This window comes from Cellulomonas hominis, from assembly GCF_005239125.1.
In the GTDB taxonomy this organism is placed as follows: domain Bacteria; phylum Actinomycetota; class Actinomycetes; order Actinomycetales; family Cellulomonadaceae; genus Cellulomonas; species Cellulomonas hominis_A.
In genome coordinates, this window is sequence record NZ_SZYE01000065.1 from 1 (window position 1) to 18346 (window position 18346).

17 protein-coding genes are annotated in these 18346 nt (G+C 75.7%); 9 read left to right on the forward strand and 8 right to left on the reverse strand.

Going from position 1 to position 18346, the window contains the following annotated elements; genetic code table 11:
- Window positions 1-804: glycerate kinase (locus FA014_RS09750; RefSeq protein WP_195969234.1), on the reverse strand; the 804-nt coding region annotated here is incomplete at its 3' end.
- An 88-nt stretch (window positions 805-892) separates the two neighbouring features.
- Between FA014_RS09750 and nadA the strand changes: the two genes are divergently transcribed.
- Both nadA and FA014_RS09760 read left to right on the forward strand, forming a co-directional pair.
- Window positions 893-2107 (forward strand): quinolinate synthase NadA, encoded by a 1215-nt coding sequence (gene nadA / locus FA014_RS09755; protein ID WP_154729494.1) that lies wholly within the window; start codon window positions 893-895, stop codon window positions 2105-2107.
- 42 nt (window positions 2108-2149) lie between these two features.
- The gene (locus FA014_RS09760; RefSeq protein WP_154729495.1) at window positions 2150-2749 is read left to right on the forward strand and encodes a DJ-1/PfpI family protein; all 600 of its coding nucleotides are present in this window, start codon (window positions 2150-2152) and stop codon (window positions 2747-2749) included.
- 109 nt (window positions 2750-2858) lie between these two features.
- Here FA014_RS09760 and FA014_RS09765 read toward each other — a convergent pair whose 3' ends face one another.
- Window positions 2859-4247, reverse strand: a complete 1389-nt coding sequence (locus FA014_RS09765; protein ID WP_154729496.1) for a dipeptidase — start codon at window positions 4245-4247, stop codon at window positions 2859-2861.
- Between the two features lie 32 nt (window positions 4248-4279).
- Here FA014_RS09765 and FA014_RS09770 point away from each other — a divergent pair, with 32 nt between their 5' ends.
- Window positions 4280-4888, forward strand: a complete 609-nt coding sequence (locus FA014_RS09770) for a DUF3043 domain-containing protein (RefSeq protein ID WP_230323024.1) — start codon at window positions 4280-4282, stop codon at window positions 4886-4888.
- Between the two features lie 33 nt (window positions 4889-4921).
- Window positions 4922-5932, forward strand: coding sequence for an aldo/keto reductase family protein (locus FA014_RS09775; RefSeq protein WP_154729497.1), 1011 nt, complete (start codon window positions 4922-4924; stop codon window positions 5930-5932).
- A gap of 67 nt (window positions 5933-5999) precedes the next feature.
- Here the strand turns inward: FA014_RS09775 and yczE are convergent, their stop codons facing one another.
- Entirely contained in the window at window positions 6000-6716 is a 717-nt protein-coding gene (gene yczE / locus FA014_RS09780; protein ID WP_328288191.1) for a membrane protein YczE, read from the reverse strand.
- A 61-nt stretch (window positions 6717-6777) separates the two neighbouring features.
- Between yczE and yczR the strand changes: the two genes are divergently transcribed.
- Window positions 6778-8250, forward strand: a complete 1473-nt coding sequence (gene yczR, locus FA014_RS09785; RefSeq protein WP_154729498.1) for a MocR-like transcription factor YczR — start codon at window positions 6778-6780, stop codon at window positions 8248-8250.
- A gap of 11 nt (window positions 8251-8261) precedes the next feature.
- On the opposite strand, the gene FA014_RS09790 is transcribed toward yczR, so the two are convergent.
- The 4 genes from FA014_RS09790 to FA014_RS09805 are packed head-to-tail and all read right to left on the reverse strand — an operon-like array spanning window position 8262 to window position 10396.
- A complete protein-coding gene (locus tag FA014_RS09790; RefSeq protein ID WP_154729499.1) occupies window positions 8262-8510 on the reverse strand; it encodes a hypothetical protein in 249 nt (82 codons plus the stop codon).
- Window positions 8507-9571, reverse strand: a complete 1065-nt coding sequence (locus FA014_RS09795) for a quinone-dependent dihydroorotate dehydrogenase (RefSeq protein WP_154729500.1) — start codon at window positions 9569-9571, stop codon at window positions 8507-8509. The genes FA014_RS09790 and FA014_RS09795 overlap by 4 nt, the downstream gene beginning before the upstream one ends.
- Window positions 9572-9581: 10 nt before the next feature.
- A complete protein-coding gene (locus tag FA014_RS09800) occupies window positions 9582-10040 on the reverse strand; it encodes a hypothetical protein (protein ID WP_154729501.1) in 459 nt (152 codons plus the stop codon).
- Window positions 10037-10396 (reverse strand): hypothetical protein, encoded by a 360-nt coding sequence (locus FA014_RS09805; RefSeq protein ID WP_154729502.1) that lies wholly within the window; start codon window positions 10394-10396, stop codon window positions 10037-10039. The genes FA014_RS09800 and FA014_RS09805 overlap by 4 nt, the downstream gene beginning before the upstream one ends.
- A 40-nt stretch (window positions 10397-10436) precedes the next feature.
- Here FA014_RS09805 and FA014_RS09810 point away from each other — a divergent pair, with 40 nt between their 5' ends.
- Window positions 10437-11936 carry a leucyl aminopeptidase gene (locus tag FA014_RS09810; RefSeq protein WP_154729503.1) on the forward strand — a complete coding sequence of 500 codons (1500 nt, stop codon included), beginning with the start codon at window positions 10437-10439 and terminating at the stop codon, window positions 11934-11936.
- Between the two features lie 324 nt (window positions 11937-12260).
- On the opposite strand, the gene FA014_RS09815 is transcribed toward FA014_RS09810, so the two are convergent.
- Entirely contained in the window at window positions 12261-12644 is a 384-nt protein-coding gene (locus tag FA014_RS09815) for an oxidoreductase (protein ID WP_154729504.1), read from the reverse strand.
- A 268-nt stretch (window positions 12645-12912) separates the two neighbouring features.
- On the opposite strand from FA014_RS09815, the gene lpdA reads away from it, so the two are divergent.
- The 3 genes from lpdA to FA014_RS09830 all read left to right on the forward strand — a co-directional run.
- Entirely contained in the window at window positions 12913-14298 is a 1386-nt protein-coding gene (gene lpdA / locus FA014_RS09820; RefSeq protein WP_154729505.1) for a dihydrolipoyl dehydrogenase, read from the forward strand.
- A 32-nt stretch (window positions 14299-14330) separates the two neighbouring features.
- A complete protein-coding gene (gene sucB, locus FA014_RS09825) occupies window positions 14331-16133 on the forward strand; it encodes a 2-oxoglutarate dehydrogenase, E2 component, dihydrolipoamide succinyltransferase (RefSeq protein ID WP_154729506.1) in 1803 nt (600 codons plus the stop codon).
- A gap of 176 nt (window positions 16134-16309) precedes the next feature.
- The coding region (locus FA014_RS09830; protein WP_195969235.1) for a glucoamylase family protein at window positions 16310-18346 on the forward strand (2037 nt) is incomplete at its 3' end.

Genomic DNA, 18346 nt, shown 5'->3' on the forward strand with positions numbered 1-18346 from the left:
GGCCGCGGCCTCCCCCGCAGCCCGCACGAAGACCGCGGCCGCCCGCTCGGCCTCCTGCGCGGCCGCGGGGTCCACCCGTCCGGCCTCGGCCAGGTCGGCGGACGCCCCGCCGAGCCCGAGCAGCGGCAGGTCGTGCGCGTGCAGCGCCACGAGGTCCCGCCCGCGCAGCGCCGTGCGCAGCGCGCCGAGCCCCCGGAGGTCCTCGGCGGACAGCCCCGCCGCCCGGTCGAGCCCGTGCGCGGCGTCCGCCGGGGCCGCGCCGAGCGCCGCCAGCAGCCCGGCCCCGGCGTCGTGCGCGACGGTCCGCCGGCCGCCGAGCCCGACCACGACCCGCCCCGCCCCGGTGTCGAGGGCGGCCGCGAGCAGCGTCCCCAGGCCGGCGGAGGTGGTCGCGGTGGCGGGGAGGGCACCCGGGTCGGCCGCACCGAGCGCCAGCGCGCCGTCGACGTAGGCGGTCCGGCCGCCGCCGGGCTCCGTCAGGACCAGGACGGTCCCGGGCACGACGGCACCGTGCGCGTCGGTCGTCGTGACGGACAGCAGCTCCCCGCCGCGCGCGGCGTGCACCGCCTCGACCAGGCCCGCGCCGCCGTCGGAGAGCGGCAGCGGCACGAGGGTGTCGCCGGGCGCGGCCTCGAGCCACCCGGCGGTGAGGGCGGCGACCGCCTCCGGGGCCGTGAGCGCCGGCCACGGGTCGGACCCGGCGGCGACGGACGGTCCCGCCAGGCCCCGCACCGCGGAGGCGGCGGCCGCAGGGCCGTCCCCCGGGCGCGCGTCGAACCGGCCGGGGGCGACGAGGACGTGCACGGCGCGATCCTCGCACGCCGTGCCCCGGCGAGGTCGCCCGGCGAGGCCGCCGGCCGCGGTCCTGGTCAGGGCCCCGGAGCGCTGTGGGATGATCCTGCGCGTGACTCTCCTCGCCCCCGGGACCACGTTCGCCGAGCCCGCGTCCTCCGCGCTGCTGCTGCTCGGCCAGGGCCGCGACCTGGCGTCCGAGCGCGGCGTCGAGTGCGCCGGCGCCCTGCCCGCCGCCTCCGACCCCGACCTGGTGGAGCGCGCGCGCAGCGCCCGGGCGGCGCTCGGCGACCGCGCCTTCGTGCTCGGCCACCACTACCAGCGGGACGAGGTGATCGACTTCGCGGACGTCACCGGCGACTCGTTCAAGCTCGCCCGCGAGGCGGCGGCGCGGCCCGAGGCGGAGTTCATCCTGTTCTGCGGCGTGCACTTCATGGCCGAGTCGGCGGACATCCTCACCTCGGACCGCCAGCAGGTCGTGCTGCCCGACATGGCCGCCGGCTGCTCGATGGCCGACATGGCCGCGATCGACCAGGTCGAGGACGCCTGGGACGTGCTGGTCGAGGCCGGCGTCGCCGAGGACACGGTCCCGGTGACCTACATGAACTCGACGGCGGCCATCAAGGCGTTCACCGGCCGGCACGGCGGCACCGTCTGCACCTCCTCCAACGCGCACGTCGCGCTTCGCTGGGCGTTCGACCGGGTCGGCGGCGTCGACGGCACCGGCAAGGTGCTGTTCATGCCCGACCAGCACCTCGGCCGGAACACCGCGGTGCTCGCGCTCGGCATCCCGCTGGAGCAGTGCGTGGTGTTCGACCCGCGCAAGCCGAACGGCGGCCTGACCGTCCAGGAGCTGCGCGACGCGCGCATGATCCTGTGGCGCGGGCACTGCTCGGTGCACGGCCGGTTCAGCGCGCAGAACCTCGTCGACGTCCGCGCCGCCGTCCCCGACGTCACCGTCCTGGTGCACCCGGAGTGCAAGCACGAGGTCGTCACGGGCGCGGACCTGGTCGGGTCGACGGAGTACATCATCCAGGCCCTCGACGCCGCGGAGCCGGGGTCGGCCTGGGCCATCGGCACCGAGCTCAACCTGGTCCGCCGGCTGGCGAAGGCGCACCCGGACAAGCGGATCTCGTACCTCGACTCGACGGTGTGCTTCTGCTCGACGATGAACCGGATCGACCTGCCGCACCTCGTGTGGGCGATGGAGTCCCTCGTGGCGGGCCGGGTGCCGAACCGGATCGTCGTCGACGCGGACGACGCGCACTGGGCGCGGGTCGCGCTCGACCAGATGCTCGCGCTGCCCGGGTACTGACACCCTGGGCCGGTACGCCACAGCCGTCGGGAGGGGACTCTCGTGAGCACCGGGAACCCGTTGCGGATCGGCGTCGTCGTGTTCGACGACGCCGAGGAGCTCGACGTGGTCGGGCCGTTCGACGTCCTGACCTCGTGGGCGGCGCGCTCCGCGCTGCGGCCCGAGGTCGTCACCTTCTCGGCCGACGGGTCGGGCGTGCGCTGCGCCAAGGGCCTGCGGCTGGTGCCGGACGCCTCCCGCGACGAGGTCGGGCCGCTGCACGTCCTCGTGCACCCCGGCGGCCGGGGCACCCGCGCGCTGGCCCGGGACCCCGAGCACCTGGCGTGGGTGCGCGACCTGCGGCGGGACACGGCGCTCATGACGTCGGTGTGCACCGGCGCGCTCGTGTACGCCGCCGCGGGGCTGCTGGCCGGCCGGCCGGCGACGACGCACTGGGCGGCGGTCGACGAGCTGGTGGCGCTGGACCCGAGCGTGCTGGTGGACACCGAGGCGCGGTTCGTGGACGACGGCGACGTCGTGACGAGCGCCGGGGTGTCCGCGGGGATCGACATGGCCCTGCACCTGGTGGCGCGGCTGGAGTCGCCGGAGGCCGCGCGGGCGGTGCGCCGGGGCATCCAGTACGACCCGGCCCCGCCGGTCTGACGGGCGACGGCCCGACGCGTCCCCGCGGCCGGAGACGGGTGGAGCGTCCTGCCCGACACGCACCGGCGTGTCGGGCAGGACGCTCCACCGGAGGGGTCTGTCCCCGGGGTCAGACCGCCAGGCGCGCCAGGAGCAGCGCCTCCGCCAGCACCACGCGCTCGAGCTCGCCCAGGTGCACGGACTCGTTCGCGCCGTGCGCGCGGGAGTCCGGGTCCTCGACGCCGGTCACCAGGATCGCCGCGTCCGGGTACACCTCGAGCAGGTCGGCGATGAACGGGATCGACCCGCCGATGCCGATGTCGACCGGCTCGGTGCCCCACGCGTCCGCGAACGCGGCGCGGGCGGCCTGCATGGCGGCCGAGTCGGCGGGCGCCTGGAACGGCTTGCCGAGCTCGCCGTCGCGGACGGTGACCCGGGCGCCGAACGGCGCGTGGCCCTCGACGTGCGCGCGCAGGGCGGCCAGCGCGGCGGCCGGGTCCTGCCCGGGCGCGATCCGCATCGACAGTTTGGCGGTCGCCCTCGGCGCGATCGTGTTCGACGCGGTGGCGACGCGCGGGGCGTCCAGGCCGATGACGGCGATCGTCGGGCGGGTCCACAGCCGCGCGGTGAGCGGGCCGGTGCCGGCCAGCCGGACCCCGTCGAGCACGCTCGCGTCGGCGCGGAACGCGTCCTCGTCGTAGTCGACGGTCGGGTCCGCGGCCGTGACCAGGCCCTCGACGGCGACGTCGCCCGCGTCGTCGTGCAGCGTGGCGATCAGCCGGGACAGCAGGGTGACGGCGTCGAGCACCGGCCCCCCGAACATGCCGGAGTGCACCGCGTGGTCCAGCACCGCGACCTCGACCTCGAGGTCGACCAGGCCGCGCAGCGACGTCGTCAGGCCCGGGACGCCGACCTTCCAGTTCGACGAGTCCGCGACGACGATGACGTCGGCCCGCAGCAGGTCGGCGTAGGTGTGCAGGAACCGGGTGAAGGACGGCGAGCCGACCTCCTCCTCGCCCTCGACGAACACCGTGACGCCGACACCCAGGTCGTCGCCCAGCGCCCGGAGCGCGCCGAGGTGCGCCACGACCCCCGCCTTGTCGTCCGCCGCACCGCGGCCGAACAGGCGGCCGTCGCGCTCGGTGGGCTCGAACGGCTCGGTGTCCCAGTCCTCGCGGGCGCCCGGGGGCTGCACGTCGTGGTGCGCGTACAGCAGGACGGTCGGGGCGCCGGCCGGGGCGGGTCGGCGCGCGACGACCGCGGGGGCGCCGGGAGTGCCGTCGGGGCGCTCGACCGACAGGATCTGCACCTCGGGCAGCCCGGCCTCGCCGAGCAGGCGGGCGACGTGCTCCGCGCTGGCGCCGACGTGCGCCTGGTCGAAGTCGGCGTTCGACACGGACGGCACCCGGACGAGGGCCTCGAGGTCGGCGCGGACGCCCGGGAACGCGGCGGCCACGCGGGCGCGCAGGTCGGCGACGGCGGCGGGGTCGGTGGCGGGGGTGGCGGTGGGCTCTGTCACGGACCGTCACGCTACTCGACTACCCTGGAGGGGTGTTCGGACGCAGCAAGGACAGCACCTCCCCGGCGGAGCAGGCCACCCCGGGTCTCGTCGAGGAGACCCCCGGCCTGATCGACGCCCGCAAGGGCCGCCCCACGCCCAAGCGGAAGGCGGCCGAGGCCGCGAACCGCCGGCCGCTGGTGCCCCAGGACCGCAAGGCCGCCGCGAAGGACGCGCGCGCCGCCCAGCGCGCCGAGCGGGACAAGCAGTACGCCGCGATGCAGACCGGCGACGAGCGGTACATGCCCGCCAAGGACAAGGGCCCCGTGCGCCGGTACATCCGGCAGTACGTCGACGCCCGGTGGAGCCTGGGCGAGCTGTTCCTGCCGGTCGCCATCGTCATGCTGCTGCTCAACATGCTGCTGACCTCGGTCAGCCCGGAGCTCGCGTTCCTGGGCCTGATCGTCCTCTACCTGTTCATCATCGGCATGGTGGTGGACGTCGTCATCATGTGGCGCAAGCTGCGCAAGAAGCTCGCCGCGAAGTTCGGCGACGCCGCCCAGCAGCGCGGCCTGATGATGTACGCCGTCACCCGGGTGTTCCAGATCCGACGGGCCCGCCTGCCGAAGCCGCAGGTCAAGCACGGCGACTACCCCGAGTGAGCCGGCGCTCCTAGACCGTCCTAGGGTGGTGGCATGGTCAACTACCGCCACCTGGGCCGCTCCGGCCTCAAGATCTCCGAGATCACCTACGGCAACTGGCTGACGCACGGCTCGCAGGTCGAGAACGACGCCGCGACCGCCTGCGTGCGGGCCGCGCTCGACGCCGGCATCAGCTCCTTCGACACCGCGGACGTCTACGCGAACACGGTCGCCGAGGAGGTGCTCGGCGAGGCCCTCAAGGGCGAGCGCCGGCAGTCGCTGGAGATCTTCACGAAGGTCTACTGGCCGACCGGCCCCAAGGGCCCGAACGACTCCGGCCTGTCCCGCAAGCACATCCTGGAGTCCATCGACGGCTCCCTGCAGCGCCTGCAGACCGACTACGTCGACCTGTACCAGGCGCACCGCTACGACCACGCGACGCCGCTCGAGGAGACGATGCAGGCGTTCGCCGACGTCGTGCGCTCCGGCAAGGCGCTGTACATCGGCGTCTCCGAGTGGACCGCGGACCAGATCCGCGCCGGCCACGCGCTGGCGCAGGAGCTGGGCTTCCAGCTGGTCTCGAACCAGCCGCAGTACTCCGCGCTGTGGCGGGTCATCGAGCCCGAGGTCGTCCCGGCGTCGGAGGAGCTGGGCGTGTCCCAGATCGTCTGGTCCCCGGTGGCCCAGGGCGTGCTCACCGGCAAGTACAAGCCGGGCCAGCCGCTGCCCGAGGGCTCGCGCGCCACGGACGAGAAGGGCGGCGCGAACACCATCAAGCGCTTCCTGGACCAGCCGAACGTGCTCCAGCGCGTGCAGGACCTCACGCCGGTCGCGAACGAGCTCGGGCTGTCGCTCGCGCAGCTCGCGGTCGCCTGGGTGCTGCAGAACCAGAACGTCGCCGCGGCGATCATCGGGGCCTCGCGCCCCGAGCAGGTCACCGAGAACGTCAAGGCCTCCGGGGTCGAGATCCCGGCCGAGCTGATGACGCGGATCGACGAGATCCTCGGCGACGCCGTGATCGCGGACCCGGCGGAGACGGCGAAGAACTCGCCCGCCACCCGCTGACACCACGCGCGCAGGGCCGGTCACCCCGAGGGGTGGCCGGCCCTGCGGCGTGCGGGGGCCCTGCGGATCAGCGCCCCTCCCCCGGTTCGGCGGGCTCGACCGCGGCGACGGCCGGTGGCACCGGCACCGTGAGGCGCGGCAGCAGCCAGTGGATCAGCGGCCCGATGCCGAGCGCGTAGGCCAGCGTCGCGAACCCGAGGGTGCCGCCGAGCAGCCAGCCGACCGCGACGACGGTGACCTCGATGGCGATCCGGACGGGGCCGACCGGCCAGCCGGTGCGGGCGACGAGCCCCGTCATCAGGCCGTCGCGCGGGCCCGGCCCGAGCCGGGCGCCGATGTACAGGGCGCTGGCGACGCCGTTCAGCGCGATCCCGGCGAGCACCATGCCCACCCGCGCCGCCAGCGGCAGCGCCGCGGGCAGCAGGTCGAGCAGGGCGAGGAACGGGTCGATGAGGACGCCGATCAGCACCACGTTCGCGACCGTGCCGATGCCGGGCCGCTGCCGCAGGGGCCACCAGGCCCCGAGGATCAGCACGCTCAGGACGATGGTCACCGTGCCGAGCGACCAGCCGATCTGCCGGGCCACGCCCTGGCTGAGCACGTCCCAGGGCATGTTGCCGAGCCCCGTGTGCACGAGCAGGGCGATCGAGGCGGCGTACAGGACGAGGCCGCCGACGAGCTGGGTGCCCCGGCGGGCGGCGCGGGTGCGCGCGGCGGTACGCGGGTCGGCGGCGGTGGGATCGGGGGCGGCCACCGGGTCGGTGGCGTGCTGCTGAGCGGTCACGGACCCATCATCGGCGGCAACCGGCCTTCCGTTCGATAGCCACTTGCGCAACAGTGGCCTCATGTCCACGCTCCTCGTCTCCGACCGCCGGATCGGCGGCTCCGGGCTGGCCGCCGTGCTCGGCAGCTGGCGACGCCCGGGACCCGCGTACGCCGCGCTGGCCGACGCCGTCCGCCGCGCCGTCCTCGCCGGGGACCTGCCGCTCGCCACCCGCGTGCCCGGCGAGCGCGAGCTGGCCGCCGCGCTCGGGGTGTCCCGCACGACGACCTCCGGAGCGTACGGGGTGCTGCGCGACGAGGGGTACCTGGTGAGTCGCCAGGGTTCCGGCACCGTCACCGCGCTGCCCGCGGACCCGTCCCGCGGCGGGGCCGCCCTCCCCCTGCACCGGCCGCTGGCCACGGACGGAGTAGTCGACCTGACCATCGCCGCGTGCCCCGCACCCCGGGAGCTGCACGAGGCCGCGCGGCGCGCCGTCGACTCCCTGCCGCGGCACGCCGGCCACGGCTACGCCCCGCTCGGCCTCGACGTGCTGCGCGAGGCGATCGCCGACCGGTACACGGCCCGCGGCACGCCGACCACGCCGGACCAGGTGCTGGTCACGACCGGCGCCCAGCACGCCATCGCGCTGCTGGTGCGGGCGCACGCCGGGCCGGGCGACCGGGTGGTCGTCGAGCAGCCGACCTACCCGCACGCCATCGACGCGGCGCGCTCGGTCGGGGCGCGACCCGTCCCGGTGCCGGCCGGCGCCGGCGGGACCGACCTGGACCTGCTCGAGTCGACCGTCCGCCAGGTCGCCCCGCGGCTCGTCTACCTGATCCCGGACCACCACAACCCCACCGGGGCCACGCTCGACGGCGCGGCCCGGGACCGGGTGCGCGCGCTCGCGCGGCGGACCGGCACCGTCGTGGCCGGCGACGAGGTGCTGACCGACCTCACGCTCGACGGCCCCGCGCCCGAGCCGTTCGCCGGCGACGGCCGCGCCCCGCGGGTGGTGGCCATCGGGTCGATGTCCAAGAGCCACTGGGGCGGGCTGCGGGTCGGCTGGCTGCGCGGGCCCGCCGACCTGGTGGCGCGGCTGGCCCTGGCGCGCCGCAGCGCCGACCTCGGCACGGCGGTGCTGGACCAGCTGGTCGCGGTCGAGCTGCTGCGGCTCGGCGAGGGGCCGCTGGTCGAGCGCCGGGACCGGTTGCGCGCCGGCCGCGACCTGCTGGCGGCGCTGCTCGCGGAGCGGCTGCCCGCGTGGCGGTTCGCGGTGCCGCGGGGCGGCCAGGCGCTGTGGGTGGACCTGGGCGCGCCGGTGTCCTCCGCGCTCAGCGCGCTCGCGCTCGCGCACGGGGTGCGGGTGGCGCCGGGACCGGCGTTCGGCGTCGACGGCGGCCTGGAGGACCGGCTGCGGGTGCCGTTCACCGTCGAGCCGGACGAGCTGCGCCGCGCCGTCGACGGGCTGGCGCTGGCGTGGGCGGCGCTCGGTGCGCCGGGGCGCGCGGACGCGGGGTCCCCGCCGCCCGTCGGCGTGACGGTCGGGCTGGTCTAGCCGCGAGGGCGTCAGTCCCGCGGCCGCACCGTCACCTGCTCGGGCACGGCCGCCAGGTCGTACGCCGGGCGCACGAGCACGCCGTCGTTGCGCAGCACGACCGTGCGGACGCCCTGGTCGCGCAGCGTGCGCCAGTGCGCGCCGAGCCACTCCTCGGCGTCGAACCGCGTGCCGAACACGGGCGACAGCGGGCGGTCGAGCACCTCGCCCGACGCGCCCGCCAGCTCCCACACCCACTGGGGGTGCAGGGCGGCGGTCACGCGGCACCCGCCGTGACGCCGGCGCGACGGGCGGCCGCGTCGCGGGCGAGCGCCCGGCCGATCCGCGACGCCCAGAACGGGCCCTCGTAGATGAATCCGGTGTAGCCCTGCACCAGGTCCGCGCCGGCCGCGAGGTACGCGCGGGCGTCGGCCGGGGTCGTGATGCCGCCGACGCCGATGACCACCCGGTCCGGGCCGAGCCGGTGCCGGAGCCGGGCGACGACGACCAGGCCGCGGTCGAGCAGCGGGGGGCCGGACAGGCCGCCGGGGCCCAGGTCGTGCGCGATCGTCGTGTTCACCGCGACGACGCCGTCGAGCCCGAGCTCGGCGACCAGGTCGGCCACGGCGTCCACGTCGGCGTCCGCGAGGTCGGGGGCGATCTTCACCAGCAGCGGCACCCGGGGCCGGCCGGCGGCGGCGGCCGACTCGTCCGCCGCGGCGCGCGCCGCCTGCAGGATCGGGCGCAGCGCGTCGACGGACTGCAGGTCGCGCAGGCCGGGCGTGTTCGGCGAGGACACGTTGACCACGAGGTAGTCCGCGTACGGCGCGAGCAGACCGGCGCTGGTCGCGTAGTCGTCGGCGGCGTCCTCGGGCGCGGTGACCTTCGTCTTGCCGATGTTCACGCCGACGACGAGCGCCCGGCCCGCCGCGGTCGAGCGCAGCCGGCGGAGGCGGTCCGCCACCGCCGCCGCGCCCTCGTTGTTGAAGCCCATCCGGTTGCGCAGGCCCCGGCGGTCGAGCACCCGCCACAGCCGCGGCGCCTCGTTGCCGGGCTGCGCGTGCGCCGTCACCGTGCCGATCTCGACGAACCCGAAGCCGAGCATCGCCAGACCCGGGACGCCCACCGCGTTCTTGTCGAAGCCCGCCGCGAGCCCGAAGGGCGACGGGAACGTCCGTCCCAGCACCTGCACCGCACCGGCCGGCGGCGGGGTGAGGGCGGCGCGCAGCGCGGCGTTCAGGACCGGGACGCGCGAGGCGACGCGGATGGCGCTGAACGCGAGGTGGTGCGCCTGCTCGGGGTCGATGCGGGAGAAGCCCTGGCGGAAGAGGAGGCCGTACACGGCCCCCAACCTACTGGTCCGCGGGCGCGGGCGACCGGGACCCCTCGCCCGCGCGGGCACCGGGGCGGGTGTGCCACAGCCAGGCGACGCCGAGGAACGGCAGCACCAGCGGGACGTAGCCGTAGCCCTGGCCGTACACCGACCAGACGGTCTCGTCCGGGAAGTCGCCCGCGTCGACGACCGACAGGGTCCCGACGGCCAGCACCCCGACCAGCTCGACGCCGACCGCGACCCACGCCGCGCCCCGGTGGTCGCGCGCGAGGGCGACGGTCGCCACGACGTACACGACGGCGGCGAGGGCGGACAGCAGGTAGGCCAGCGGGGCCTCGTCGAACTTGGCGACGAGCTGGTAGCCCGCGCGGGCCGTCGCGGCCAGGGCGAACACGCCGTAGATCGCGACGAGGACGCGGCCGGGGCCGGAGGCGGTGCTCGCCGGGCCGGGGGTCGCGGGGCCCGGGGTCGCCGTCACGCGCCGGCCCAGGTCTGGTCGAGCCGGAGCTGGAGGAAGGCCACGGCGACCGCCGCGACCAGCAGCACCACCGACGACCACCGGGTGCGCTCGGCGAACGCCCACAGCGCGGCGGCGGGCAGCAGCAGCAGCTGGGTCACCACGTAGCCCCAGAACACCACCGGCTCCGCGGGGTCGGCCCCGGTCGCCTGCCGGATGCCGGCCACGACCGCCTGGACCACCATCAGCCCCTCGACGACCGCCGCGCCCCACAGCTGCCGGAGGACCACGGCGCGGTCGCGGACCGCGAACACCAGGGCCCAGACGGCCAGCGCGAGGGCCGCCGCGGCGACGGCGTAGAGCAGGGGCGGGATCACGGGGCCCCACGGTACCCGGACGCGGCGATAGCATCGGCGGGTGCCCCGAGTGACCCTGACCTCCGCGAACCCCGCCCGCCAGACCGCCGACGCCCTCGTCGTCGCGGTCGCCAGCAGCCCCGCCGGCCCCCGGCTCGTCGGCGCCGACTGGCTGCCCGCCGAGACGGTCGAGCAGGTGACCGGCCTCGCCGGCGTCCTCGGCATCACCGGTGCGGCCGACGAGGTCCGGCGGCTGCCCGCCGCGGGCCGGATCGCCGCGAAGACCGTGGTGCTGACCGGCGTCGGAGCGCTCGAGGGGGCCGCCCCGGACACCGAGACGCTCCGCCGGGCCGCGGGCGCCGCGCTGCGCGAGCTCACGGGCGCCACGTCCGTCGCGGTCGCCCTGCCCGCCGAGGACGCCGAGCAGGTCGCCGCGGTCGCCGAGGGCGCCCTCTTCGGCGCCTACGCCTACACCCGGTACCGCTCGGCCGACGCCGCGGACGCGGGTGCCCCGGCCGCCGAGATCACCGTCCTGACCCCGCGCGCCCGCGACAAGGCGGTCACGAAGGCGCTCGCCCGCGCCGAGGTCCTGGCCGCCGCCGTGCACGGCGTGCGCGACCTGGTGAACGCCGCCCCGAACGACCTCTACCCCGCCGCGTTCGCCGACGCCGCCAAGGCCGCGGTCAAGGACACCGGCGCCAAGGGCGTCAAGGTCACGGTGCTGGACGAGAAGGCCCTCGCCGCCGGCGGCTACGGCGGCATCCTCGGCGTCGGCCAGGGCTCGGCCCGCCCGCCCCGCCTGGTCAAGGTCTCCTACTCGCCGTCCCGACCGGCCGCCAAGGTCGCGCTGGTCGGCAAGGGCATCACGTTCGACTCCGGCGGCATCTCCATCAAGCCCGCCGCGGGCATGGACGCGATGAAGTCCGATATGGCCGGCGCCGCCGCCGTCCTGCACACCGTGCTCGCCGCGGCGCGCCTCGAGCTGCCGGTCGCCGTCACCGGCTGGCTGTGCCTCGCCGAGAACATGCCGTCCGGCACCGCGCAGCGCCCGTCCGACGTGCTCACGATCCGCGGCGGCAAGACCGTCGAGGTCCTGAACACCGACGCCGAGGGCCGCCTGGTCATGGCCGACGGCCTCGTCGCGGCCGTCGAGGAGAAGCCCGACGTCGTCCTCGACATCGCGACGCTCACCGGCGCGCAGCTGGTCGCGCTCGGCCCGCGCGTCTCCGCGGTCATGGGCGACGACGCGACCCGCACCGAGGTCGTCGACGCCGCGGCCGCCGCCGGCGAGGCGTTCTGGCCGATGCCGCTCCCCGCCGACCTGCGCGCGGGCCTGAAGTCGAAGGTCGCGGACATCGCGAACATCGGCGACCGGTTCGGCGGGATGCTGACCGCCGGCCTGTTCCTGCAGGAGTTCGTCGGGTCGACGCCCTGGGCGCACCTCGACATCGCCGGCCCGGCGTTCAACGAGAAGGCGCCGTTCGGGTACACGCCCGCCGGCGGCACCGGGGTGGGCGTCCGCACGCTCCTCGCGCTGATCGAGGCCCGCGCGATCCGCTGACCCGCGGGCCCCGCCCCGCGGGCACGCGCACGACCCGAGCGCCCGGCGCCCTCCCCCGAGGGCGACCGGGCGCTCGCACACCCACCCGCGACCCCTCCGCCCCTCCGCCCCGGACGCCGAGATCGGTGCCTCCGCCCGAGATCGGTCCTCCCACGTACCGATCTCGGCGCGAACCACCGATCTCGGCGCAGCGCGGTCCGCCGAGAGGGGACCGCGCCGCGCGACGTGGGGCCGTGCGGGTCCTGTCTCGGCGCGGAGGTCGGGCGCGGAGGTCGGGCGCAGAGGTCGGACGCCGGGGCCGCCGCGGGCCCCGGGCCCCGGCGGTCAGCGCGGGTCGGCGGCGCGGCGGGCCGCGCGCTCCCGGGCCGCGCGCTCCCGCTCGATCCGCTGCCGGGAGTTCCAGTCCCGCATCCGCTGCGGGTACCCGGTGCGCTGCACGTCGTAGAACGGCACGCCGAGCTCCTTCGCGATGTCCCACCCCGCGCGGCCGTCCGGGACCCGGCGCCGGGTCCACTCGCCGTCGGTCGCGATGAGCATGAGCGTCGTCTGCGTGACGTTGGTCTGCGGCTCGAGGTACGCCTCGACCCCGACGCGGGTGCGGACGAACTCGCGCAGGTGCTCGATGGTCTCCTCGCGGGCGGCGCGCCCGGTGGGCGGGGCGTCCGGCGTGGCGGCGGCCGGTCGGCGGCGGCGGGAGAACAGACCCATGGCGGGAGCGTAACGGCGCACGCTGGACCTCGGCTGGGAATCACCCGGGTGCCGCGCGGGTGCGCGCCGTGCCCCGGCGCCGCCCGGCGGCCGCGGCCCCGGCGACCCGGCGCGCCGCCACGACCGCGTCTCGGACCGAGACATGGGATGACTGTTCCCAGAATCACACGCGGCCCCCGGTCATCTGGGTCGTCGGGCCTATGCGGAGATGACAAGATGACCGGGGAACAACCGCGTTCCCCTATGTCTGCGCCGGAGGAGTCTTCACGTGTCCGACACGACCGGATCCGCTTTCGACATCGTCGTCCTGGGCGGAGGGAGTGGCGGCTACGCGGCTGCGCTCCGCGGTGCCCAGCTCGGCCTCAGCGTCGCCCTGATCGAGGGCGACAAGGTCGGCGGCACCTGCCTGCACAACGGCTGCATCCCCACCAAGGCCCTGCTGCACGCGGCGGAGCTCGCCGACAACGCCCGCGACGGCGCGCACTTCGGCGTGCAGACGCAGCTCACGGGCATCGACATGAACGGCGTGAACGCCTACAAGGACTCGGTCATCGGCCGGCTCTACAAGGGCCTGCAGGGCCTGATCAAGTCCCGCAAGATCACCGTGTTCGAGGGCTACGGCAAGCTCGTCGCCCAGGACACCGTCGAGGTCAACGGCGAGCGCGTCACCGGCCGCCACGTCGTCCTCGGCACCGGCTCCTACGCCCGGTCGCTGCCCGGCCTGGAGATCGCCGGCCGCGTCATCACCTCGGACCAGGCGCTCAAGCTCGACTACGTGCCGAAGTCCGCGATCATCCTCGGCGGCGGCGTCATCGGCTCCGAGTTCGCGAGCGTGTGGAAGTCGTTCGGCGCGGACGTCACGATCATCGAGGCGCTCCCCCACCTGGTCCCGAACGAGGACGAGGCCCTGTCGAAGGCGTTCGAGCGCGCGTTCCGCAAGCGCGGCATCAACTTCAACCTGGGCGTCCGGTTCTCCGGCGTGACCCAGGACGACAGCGGCGTGCACGTCTCGCTGGAGGACGGCAAGACGTTCGACGCCGACCTCCTGCTGGTCGCCGTCGGCCGCGGCCCCCGCACCGCCGACCTGGGCTACGAGCAGCAGGGCATCACGCTCGACCGCGGCTTCGTCATCACGAACGACCGCCTGCACACCGGCGTGGGCAACATCTACGCCGTCGGCGACATCGTCCCCGGCCTGCAGCTCGCGCACCGCGGCTTCGCCCAGGGCATCTTCGTGGCCGAGGAGATCGCCGGCCTGAACCCGCAGCCGATCGTCGAGTCGGGCATCCCCCGCGTGACGTACTCCGACCCGGAGGTCGCGTCCGTCGGCCTGACCGAGGCGAAGGCCAAGGAGGTGCACGGGGCCGACGCGATCGAGACCCTGGAGTACAACCTCGGCGGCAACGGCAAGAGCCAGATCCTCGCGACCACCGGCTTCATCAAGCTGGTCCGCCAGAAGGACGGCCCGGTCGTCGGCGTCCACATGATCGGCGCCCGCGTCGGCGAGCTCATCGGCGAGGGCCAGCTCATCGTGAACTGGGAGGCCTACCCCGAGGACGTCGCGGCGCTCGTGCACGCCCACCCGACGCAGAACGAGGCTCTCGGCGAGGCGCACCTGGCGCTGGCCGGCAAGCCGCTGCACGCCCACAACTGACCACACGAACTTCGAAGGAGACACGAGCGGTCATGTCCGACAACGTGCAGCTTCCCGCTCTCGGCGAGTCCGTCACCGAGGGCACCGTCACCCGCTGGCTCAAGAACGTGGGCGACCGCGTCGAGGTCGACGAGCCCCTGCTGGAGATCTCGACCGACAAGGTCGACACCGAGGTCCCCTCGCCGTTCGCCGGCGTGCTCGAGCAGATCCTGGTCGCCGAGGACGAGACCGCCGAGGTCGGCGCCGTCCTCGCCGTGATCGGTGACGGCTCGGGTGCCGGCGGCGACGCCCCGGCCCAGGAGTCCGCCCCCGCCGAGGAGGCCCCGGCCCAGCAGGCCGGCGCCACCACGCAGGGCGAGGGCTACGGCGACCCGGCCCCCGAGGTCGAGGCCGCGTCCCCCGCGACCGAGCAGCCCGCCGCGGCGCCCGCCGCCGAGGCGCAGGGCTCGGGCGACGGCCAGCAGGTCACCCTGCCGGCGCTCGGCGAGTCCGTCACCGAGGGCACCGTCACCCGCTGGCTGAAGCAGGTCGGCGACACGGTCGAGGTCGACGAGCCGCTGCTCGAGATCTCCACCGACAAGGTCGACACCGAGGTGCCGTCGCCGTTCGCCGGCACGCTGCAGCAGATCCTGGTCGGCGAGGACGAGACCGCCGAGGTCGGCGCCCCGCTCGCCGTGATCGGCTCCGGCTCGGCGCCCGCCGCGTCGGGCCAGTCGCAGGACGGCGCCGCCCAGGCCGCCGCCCCCGCCGCGACCGAGGCCGCGCCGCAGGCCGCCGCGCCGGAGGAGGCCCCCGCGCCGACGCCGGCCCCGGTGCCCGCCCCGACGCAGTCGGCCCCCGCCGCCCCTGCGGCGCCCGCCCCGGCCCCGCAGCAGGCGGCCCCGGCCCAGGCGCAGGGCTCCTACCTCACGCCGCTGGTCCGCAAGCTGGCCGCCGAGAAGGGCGTCGACACCTCGACCCTGACCGGCACCGGCGTCGGCGGGCGCATCCGCAAGGAGGACGTCCTCGAGGCCGCCGCGAAGGCGGAGGAGGCCGCCAAGGCCGCCGCCGCCCAGCAGGCCCCGGCCGCCGCCCCCTCGGCGCCGTCGGCCCCGGCCAAGGCGGTCGAGCCGTCGCCGCTGCGCGGCACGACGGAGAAGGCCAGCCGCCTGCGCCAGGTCATCGCCGAGCGCATGGTCGACGCCCTGCACAGCCAGGCGCAGCTGACCTCCGTGGTCGAGGTCGACGTCACCCGCGTCGCCCGCCTCCGTGCCAAGGCGAAGGACTCCTTCAAGGCCCGCGAGGGCGTCAACCTCACGTTCCTGCCGTTCTTCGTGCAGGCCGCCGTCGAGGCGCTCAAGGTGCACCCGAAGATCAACGCGGTGCTCGAGGGCAAGGAGATCACCTACCACGGCACGGAGAACATCGGCATCGCGGTCGACACCGAGCGTGGCCTCGTCGTCCCGGTGATCCGCGACGCCGGCGACCTCAACCTGGCCGGCATCGGCCGGAAGATCGCCGACCTGGCCGGCCGCACCCGCGCCAACAAGGTCACCCCGGACGAGCTGTCCGGCGCGACCTTCACGGTGACCAACACGGGCTCGGGCGGCGCGCTGTTCGACACCCCGATCGTCCCGGGCGGCACCTCCGCCATCCTGGGCACCGGCGCGATCGTCAAGCGCCCGGTCGTGATCAAGGACGCCGACGGCGCCGAGGTCATCGCGATCCGCTCGATGTGCTACCTGGCCCTGTCGTACGACCACCGCCTGGTCGACGGCGCCGACGCCTCGCGGTACCTGATGACCGTGAAGCAGCGGATCGAGGAGGGCGCGTTCGAGGCCGAGGTCGGCCTCTGACCCCCGCCTGACGCAGCGCGCGACGCCCCGGCGACCCACGTGGTCTCCGGGGCGTCGTCGTGTCCGGGGGCGGGGCGCAGCCGTTGACCGGTCCCCGCGGGCCGACTACCGTGCTGGCGCTCTTTCGACAACGGGTGACGAAATTTCGGCGCCCCGGACCACGAGGACGTGACCCGATGCGAGCAGCACCCCGCGCCGGCACCCGGCGCCGGACCGACTCCCCCGAACCCCCGCCCGGACGCCGACCGCGCCGTCGGCGGCGCACCCTCGCCACGGGGCTGGCCGCCCTGCTGGCCGGCACGGCCGCCGCCCTGGCGCCCGGCGCCGCCTCCGCAGCGCCCCTCCCGACCGCCGCGACCACCGCGGCCGGCGCCGCCGACGTCCAGGGCGGCGGGCACGGCGGCGGGCACGGCGGCGGACGCGACATCCGCCAGCTCCGCACCTGGCTCGCCGACACCTACCGCTCCCTCGACGCCATGACCGACCCCGGCACCGGTCTGGTCGCCGACAACATGCCCGGGGCGCTCGAGCCGGGCACCGCCAGCGCCTACACCTCCCCGACGAACATCGGCGGCTACCTGTGGTCGACGGTCGTCGCGCGGGACCTCGGCCTGCTGAGCCACCGCGACGCCCGCCACCGCCTGGCGACCACCCTGAGCACGCTCGAGCGCCTGGACCGGCACGACGAGTCGGGCATGTTCTACAACTGGTACGACCCCGCCACCGGCGACCGCGTCGACACCTGGCCCGACAGCGGCGACCCGGTGGAGCACTTCCTGTCCTCCGTCGACAACGGCTGGCTCGCGGCGGCGCTGCGGGTGGTCGCGTCCGCGGAGCCGCGGCTGGCGGACGAGGCGACGGCGCTCTACGACTCGATGCACTTCGGCGTCTACTACAACCCCGAGGGCCGGGCCGACCTGGGCGTCGGGCTGATCCGCGGCGGGTTCTGGGACACCGAGCCGTCCGGCTGCTCGGTGCCCGGGAACTACACCGGCGGCGAGACCGCCTACTACACCTGCCACCACTACGACACGACGGTCTCCGAGACCCGGATCGCGCTGTACCTCGGCATCGCGGACGGCGAGATCCCGCCCGAGGCGTACTGGGGCACCTACCGCACGTTCCCGTCGACCTGCGACTGGTCCTGGCAGGAGCAGCGCCCCAGCGGCGTGACCCGCACCTACGACGGCGTCCCCGTCTACGAGGGCGTGTACCAGTACGACGAGATGGCGCTGGTGCCCGGCTGGGGCGGCTCGATGTTCGAGGCGCTGATGCCGGACATGCTGGTGCCCGAGTCCGAGTGGGCGCCGCGGTCCTGGGGCGTGAACCACCCGCTGGTCGTCGAGGCGCAGAAGCGGCACGGTCTGGACGAGGCCGGCTACGGGTACTGGGGCTTCTCCCCCGCCAGCAACCCGCACGGCGGGTACGCCGAGTACGGCGTCGACGTGCTGGGCATGCGGTCGGACGGCTACCTGTCGGACGGCACGACCGACGTCGACCGCGGCTTCGCGGGCTGCCGCGAGGCGACCAACCCGGAGCCCGCGTTCGGCGACGGCGTCGTCACGCCGCACGCCGCGTTCCTCGGCCTGGAGTACGACCCGCGCGGCGTGATCGACAACCTGCGGAACATCGCCGCCGACTTCGACGCCTACGGACCGGGCGGGTTCTACGACGCCGTGGCCGTCCGGTCCGGGACCGTCGCCGAGCGGTACCTGTCGCTCGACCAGTCGATGATCGTCGCGGCGATCGGCAACTACCTGCGCGACGGGCTGCTGCGCGACTACGTCGTCGGGCCGGACATGGAGCAGAACCTGCGGCCCGTGCTCGCGGCCGAGGTGTTCTCGTCCGCGGCCTCCCCGGTGCCGCCTGCGCTCACCGAGCCGGCGCCCGGGTCGACCGTCGACGCCGTCACCCGGCTCGCGGGCACCGGCGAGCCCGGTGCGCACCTCACCGTCACCGGGCCGGACGGCGCCGTCTGGTGCACCGCCGACGTCGACGCCGACGGCGCCTGGGCGTGCGACGTCACGGCCCCGCCGACCGCCGGTGAGCACGCGCTCGCGCTGTCGACGACGAACGACGCGGGGATCACCGTGCCCGGCGGGGCGGTCACGCTGACCGTCCCGGCCGGCGCGGATGCCGGACCGGGCGACGCCGGTGCGGTCGAGCCCGGGGCCGACGACCCGGCGGCGGGCACCGCTCCGGCGGCCGGCGAG